Consider the following 6,310-nt stretch of genomic DNA (forward strand, 5'->3'; position numbering starts at 1 on the left):
GACTCTACCCCACCGGCTACAACCGCATCGACCTGCCCCGACATGACATAAGCAGCCGCTATGTTGATCGCTTCGAGCCCTGATGAGCAAAAGCGGTTCAATTGAACCCCTGCCACCGACTCGGCATACCCGGCTTCGAGAGCAGCCGTTCGGGCAATATCGGCGCCTTGTTCGCCAATCGGCGTAACACAACCCATAATTACGTCGTCGATGAGCGACGTATCAAACTGGCTGCGGTCGTGTAGTTCACGAAGAACGCTGGTGAGCAGTTGAATCGGCTGTACATCGTGCAAGGAACCATCACTTTTACCTCGTCCACGGGGTGTCCGAACAGCGTCGTAAATGAAAGCTTCGGCCATTGTTTTGTCTGTAAAAATAGTATGCAAGCATACAGGTTTTAGAGGCAAAAAGCAACGTAGAGTCATTTGTTAACCGTAGAGACGCAATACTTTGCGTCTCTACAAAAGAAACGGGTATAAAGCTGGTTGAAAAGGCCAGCTTTATACCCGTACCGATAGAACCAACTATCAAATTTACTTATCCAGCACCACTACGTCGCCAACCAGATACGTACCTGATTTGGTAGCCAAATTGTAGACCTTATTGACAGAGCGTATAACGGATTCAGTTTTAACAACTTTATACGTAACAACCTGTCGTGTGGCCGCATCGTAACGTAGTAGAATCTCCCCGGCTGCTACGTTGCCCAGGGGCTTCCGACCCGTAGCGGTCAGGACGGGGTGATTGGCGGTTGCTTCAACTAGCATGGGCTTTGTCAGGATTGGGCGCGTATCGGCCGTAAGCTCTTGCATTGGCGTTAGCCATACACCAGCCAGCGTAAAGTTGCCTTCGTGTGTATCCACGCGCGTTACGTTGGTTGGCACAAGCGTTTTTGTTTTGGCGTCGTAGCTCATCACTACGTCGTTTGGGGTTACGTCACTAATGCTTTTCGACGTACCATCAGCCAGCGTTACTGAAGCATCAGCCGCGAAACAGAAGTTGTATTCTTCTTTTTTCTTGTCGCCACTTTCTTCCGCTTTAGCGCCACCACCAGCCATCAAACCAGCCATTTCGCGCGAGAGAACAAACGTTAGCGTCGACATCAGGCCGGGTTCTTTCTCACCAACGTATTTGAGTTCATCAATGTAAGCGTCCCAGGCTTTCCGATCGGCATTTGCTCCCGGAATAACAAACGGTTTTACCTCACCTGATTTCTCGTTTTTGTAGATCGCCAGTAGCCCGAGGTCTTTGGTATCTTCAGCAGCAAATACTTTGTAGAGATAAATTTTGCGCGTAACACCATCGCTGTATGTGAACACATAGGCCGGGCGCTCTTCGTAACGGTCCAGAATAAAACCGCTCGATTTGAAATACGTATCTTTATCGAGGTTAGCAATTTTAATAGCCTTGATCGCCTTCCACTGGTCGCCGGTCATTCCCGTTGCGGTGGCTGTTTGCGCCCAGACACGCTGGCTGAAAAATTGTGTTGCAACCGCGCAACACAGGAAAAGCAAAAGAGAGAGCAGGTTGTTTTTCATTGGATTAATAGCGTCTGTTTCAAATGATTCGGTCTTTACTTTCTGGTGTATTCGCCAACACGGGCGTGAATTGATTCTACGGTACGTCGGGCCGAAGTAAAAGCGCCTGCCATCCAGGCCGTCAGATACGTAGTGTGTTCACCCGCAAAGTAAATGTTGTCGTCGGGTTCAAGCAGGGCCGGGTAATATTTTTTGCGCGTTGCATCGTCATAAACGGCCCAGCCACCACCACTGAACGGAATGCGATGCCAGGCCAGCGAGAACGAATTTTCGAATTCTGATGGATACTGCGGATGGATTTTAGCGCCTTGTGTCATGGCCAGTTTCTCACGCTCAGCAACTGACATAGCTCCTACCGCTTCGGCCCGGCTGTAAAAATTATAATAACCAATCAGAACGCCTTTCGGTCCCTGCAAGCCAAACGACGGATACCAAATCTGATTAATATCCATATTTGTACGCGAAATGCCGCCGTAAATACCATCATCTTCTTCCCAGAAACGCCGTTTAAACTGGAGTCCGATTTTACCCGTTTTCATGTACGGAATAAAATCAGCGGCTCGTTTTACCGTACCCGACAAATCCGATTCAATTCCTTTCAGAATGGGTAACGGCAACGTACAAACACAAAATTCGCCCGTAATCTCAACCGGTTTACCCGCTTTTTGGTATACAATCCGAACGCCATTTTCAGTTTTACGCAATTCAGTAACCGGTGCACTGAAAATGATTTTACCCGCCAGCTTTTTTTCCAGCGCTTTCGGGATAGCATCCATGCCGCCAACGGGCTGTAGCAACGTCGTTTGCTGCTCGTACGCATAATCACCGACGTTATAAAACACCGGCTGCATAAAGCCTGAACGTAGCAGATCGGCAAGTCCATACGGATCAGTCAACGTACCCGGCGCATTTCCGGCACCGGGATCGCTTTTACTCTTGTAACCGCGCCGGTTCGTGCCTTTGTAGAGATGAGCCGTGTTCAGATCGCCTTCATTTTTCAGAAAATCGATCAGTTTCTCTATGTCTTCTTTGGTTAGTTGCTGATCGAGCGACGATTGATCGAGTGCTTTGGCGAGGAGTTCGGACGTATAGCCGCGCATATCGTTGTGATAATCGCTGATCCGCATTCGTTTATTCGCCAGATCCCCGTTTCCCCCATCGTTGTAAAGAAACGCTGATTCGTTGGCTCCATTGAAAATCTCCAGCGGTACACCCAGTTCACGACAATATTGAAGCGTTATCTGGTGATGGTGCGGAATCCGGGCGGCTCCTCCGTTGAAATACAGGCCATTGGCAAACGAACAGGTTTGGGCAGCGCCACCGTTTAATTCGGTTTCCTGCGTTCCGCCCCGAACTGTCCAGACACGCCCACCCGAGCGGGACCGGGCTTCCAATACGGTACAATCGTAACCTAGTTTTCCAAGTTCGTAAGCAGCGGTCATACCGGCCAAACCCGCTCCTAAAATAATTACTTTTCGGGCTTTACCCTCCGTGTTACGTCCATTGGCGGGTAAGTCGAACGCCGATGCCGGAGCAGCAGGCAACATTCCCCAGGCTAACAGGCTGGCACAACTGGCACTCGTCGAATTGATGAAGTCTCTTCGCGTCATAGAAAAGTTAACAGTCGTTAGTCGTGAGCCAACAGGAGCAGGCGCCAAACTGATTTTGTTGGCTACTACTAATTATTGACTAGTGACGGCTGACTTCTTTTACCCCACTACTTTTTTAAACCCATCGATAAATATGGCCATCTCATCCATTGTACCGATGCTAACCCGACAATAGGGTTGCCCATTGAAATCGCGCGTCTGAATGCCAATTCCCTGCGCAAACATTTGTCCTTCAAATGTCTTGGTTTTCATACGGATCGGGAACAGAATAAAATTGGCTGCGGATGGTATTATTTCATAACCCAGGTCGGTTAGCGCCTTTGTTGTGTACGTACGAGCTTTGGCGTTCTCGGCGCGGCAATGGTTTTGCCAGTCGATGTCTTTGTAACTGGCGATACCGGCCATCAACGTAGTGATACTTACCGCAAATTCACCATTCGTATAGGCGTGAAGCGTTTTCAGTACGTCGGGTTGGGCAATGGCGTAGCCCAAACGCAGACCGGCAAAACCATGAATTTTTGAGAACGTGCGCGCCAGTATCAGATTCATACCCTCCGCAACAAGTTTGCCCAGTTTTGGCCGCTCAGCCGGTTCATAGAAGTCAATGTACGCTTCGTCGATAAAGACAGGAACTTTGGGCGCAACTTCCCGACAGAACGCTTCCAGTTCAGCCGTAGGGACGATGGTGCCGGTCGGGTTATTTGGGTTGACGATATAAACCAGCTTCACATCGGGCGTAATAGCGGCTTTAATGGCAGGCAGATCGTATTTGTACTCTTTCGTCATGGGTAAAGCCTTGATTTTCGCGCCGAACTTCTGAGCTCGCTGGAGCAAATCATCATAGGTCATCGCACTAGTCAGAATCGTACCGCCCTCTTTGGCATAATGTTCGGCGGCAGCCATCAGAATATCCGACGATCCGGGCGACATCATAATATTTTCGGGCTTCACTCCTTCGTCGGGCGCAATCAGGCTTTTCAACTGTGCAAACTCCATCCAGGCGTATCGGTTACCAATCTCTGTAGCTTTAACAATTGCCTCTTTGGCGCTTTGTGCAATACCGAGCGGATTCTCATTGGCCAGTAAGCGCGCCTTCAGTTTTGGCATTTTGGCGAACGGATCATCAGCAAACGAAAACTCATTTGTAAACGCCGTAACAAAAGGAGCGTTCGGCCGGGCCAATTCAGGCCGGGCAGCTTCAGCAAGAGTAAACCGGCTCAGACCAAGACCGGCCGTCAGGAGGCTACTGACACGAAGCCAGTCCCGGCGGTTTAGTTGTGATGACATGGTAGTCGTTTTTTGTATTTATCCTGGATAAAATAAAAGTAAAATAAATTATAATCTATTAGTAGATAGGGTGTTGTGAAAGTACGAATTAATCCCAATTAAAAAGGCGAAGCCTACCCGAAAAACTCTATAAAAATTTTGATATTTATTATTTTATTAGAATTTACTAATGCAAAATACAATAAACACAAAACAAGAAGTGTTGACTAATGCTCATTACTTAATAAATCGATCAATTTAGGAAATGGTATACTCAACAAATTGTATCCCTGTTATTCTCTCCTCCGCAACGTAGCAATTTCCCTGTTCTTTATCTGGATACATACCTGAAAATAAACCCATTACGTTCTGATTGACTAGCACCCTTGTTAAGCTGGATGGAGTTTTCAACTGCTTTGTTTCGTAATCATACCAGCGAAACCGGTAAAGAAGCATTGCTGGTGCGATCTGGCTTTCCGATCAGAAAGCAGACAAGTCTTCATTTTATAACTCTCTCCAGCATCAGCCTGCACAAAAACAGGCCGCAGCGGAAAGTTTAAACAGCTTCCATAAGTAAGATATGCCGACCTATATCTTTCGTTAGAAGAGTTGATAGAAATTTTTCAGTTGCCTTTGGAAGTCCCTATTGGTTTGCTCTAAAAAATTCGTCCCGTGCAATCATTATCTGATAACGAACTATGGGCATCTTTCCGGACAGGAGACAGGATGGCATTTTCCTGTATCTATAACCGCAACATAAAAGATCTGCTGAGGTATGGTTATCGGGTTTCCTGCAACCAGCAACTCGTTAAAGACTGTATTCACGATCTGTTCCTGCATTTATGGCTTCATCGCGAAAACCTTTCCGACACGGATAATATCCGCTTCTATCTTTTCCGATCGCTACGTAACCGAATTATTCAAAATAACAAAGGCTTGTCTACGGTGGCCTGGCCGGATGTGGAGCAAATGCTGGATAAGGTTTTTAGCGATTTACCACTAGAGCATACCATTATCGAACAGGAAGATTCTGACGATCAGATCAAAGCGCTTCGAAAAGCCATCGACCGACTTTCTAAACGCCAGCAGGAAGTAATTCAGCTTCGCTATTTCCACGATTTCTCTCTTGACGAAATAGCTTCAGTGATGCATATCAACAACCAGTCGGTACGTAATCTTATTCACCGATCGATTTGTCAGCTAAAAGAATTCTTTGAGTTTGCTGGCTGGCTTTTCCTGCTTGTATTTAACCATATCAATAATAATTAAAAATATTTTTAGGTCATTTTGAGTACAAACGTCTAAAAGCTCCATTTAGACAGTTGGTTGCTATACGATATGCTTGAGAAATACGCTACATATGATCTCGACGACTTCGTTCAGGACGGAGAGTTTATTCGGTGGGTTAAGTATCCAGACCCGGCGAGTAATCACTTTTGGTCTGTTCTCCAGGAAACGTACCCTTTTCAGGAGGAAACAATCAATCAGGCTAAACAGATTGTACTGAAAGTAAGCGCAGCTACCCATATAGCTATTAATGAACAGGATGCGGAAGATATCTGGCAAAACCTTCAGATGTCAATTAACCAGCCGGTTCGGGTCGTTCCCTTATGGCAGCGGCAATGGGTCAGAGCGGCAGCCGCCATGCTGTTATTAATTGGTGGACTAACGGTGTGGCAGATTCAGCATGAGGAAACAAACCTGGTATCAATAAGCCGTAATACGTACGGCGTACTATCGGGCGAATTGACGCAGGTTTCAAACAATACGGCAGACTCTATGATCATAAAACTTCCGGATAATAGCCGTATAACCCTGTCGCGCGGAGCAATGCTTCAATACAAAACCTTTTTTACCGATTCCATTCGTGAGGTTTATTTAACCGGTGAAGCCTTT

5 protein-coding genes and 1 pseudogene are annotated in these 6,310 nt (G+C 46.9%); 2 read left to right on the forward strand and 4 right to left on the reverse strand.

Going from position 1 to position 6,310, the window contains the following annotated elements:
* The 4 genes from ACOJS8_RS23565 to ACOJS8_RS23580 all read right to left on the reverse strand — a co-directional run.
* Positions 1-359, reverse strand: a 359-nt coding sequence (locus tag ACOJS8_RS23565; protein WP_420151012.1) for a beta-ketoacyl synthase N-terminal-like domain-containing protein, incomplete at its 3' end; no start/stop codon positions are given.
* Between the two features lie 174 nt (positions 360-533).
* Positions 534-1,538, reverse strand: coding sequence for a Hint domain-containing protein (locus tag ACOJS8_RS23570; protein WP_420151013.1), 1,005 nt, complete (start codon positions 1,536-1,538; stop codon positions 534-536).
* Positions 1,539-1,573: 35 nt separating this feature from the next.
* A complete protein-coding gene (locus ACOJS8_RS23575) occupies positions 1,574-3,148 on the reverse strand; it encodes a flavin monoamine oxidase family protein (RefSeq protein WP_420151014.1) in 1,575 nt (524 codons plus the stop codon).
* A gap of 99 nt (positions 3,149-3,247) precedes the next feature.
* Entirely contained in the window at positions 3,248-4,435 is a 1,188-nt protein-coding gene (locus ACOJS8_RS23580; RefSeq protein WP_420151015.1) for a pyridoxal phosphate-dependent aminotransferase, read from the reverse strand.
* A 651-nt stretch (positions 4,436-5,086) separates the two neighbouring features.
* On the opposite strand from ACOJS8_RS23580, the gene ACOJS8_RS23585 reads away from it, so the two are divergent.
* Together ACOJS8_RS23585 and ACOJS8_RS23590 are read left to right on the forward strand one after the other, a co-directional pair.
* A complete protein-coding gene (locus ACOJS8_RS23585; protein ID WP_420151016.1) occupies positions 5,087-5,683 on the forward strand; it encodes an RNA polymerase sigma factor in 597 nt (198 codons plus the stop codon).
* Positions 5,684-5,752: 69 nt separating this feature from the next.
* A pseudogene (locus ACOJS8_RS23590) lies at positions 5,753-6,310 on the forward strand (hypothetical protein); the annotation flags it as partial.

Origin of the sequence: Spirosoma sp. (assembly GCF_048594605.1) — a bacterium.
Taxonomy (GTDB): Bacteria; Bacteroidota; Bacteroidia; order Cytophagales; family Spirosomataceae; genus Spirosoma.

What these genes read in the sequence shown, in the direction of transcription:
- ACOJS8_RS23570 (WP_420151013.1), bottom strand. Translation starts at nt 1,538, where the DNA reads ATGAAAAACAACCTGCTCTCTCTTTTGCTTTTCCTGTGTTGCGCGGTT.
- ACOJS8_RS23575 (WP_420151014.1), bottom strand. Translation starts at nt 3,148, where the DNA reads ATGACGCGAAGAGACTTCATCAATTCGACGAGTGCCAGTTGTGCCAGC.
- ACOJS8_RS23580 (WP_420151015.1), bottom strand. Translation starts at nt 4,435, where the DNA reads ATGTCATCACAACTAAACCGCCGGGACTGGCTTCGTGTCAGTAGCCTC.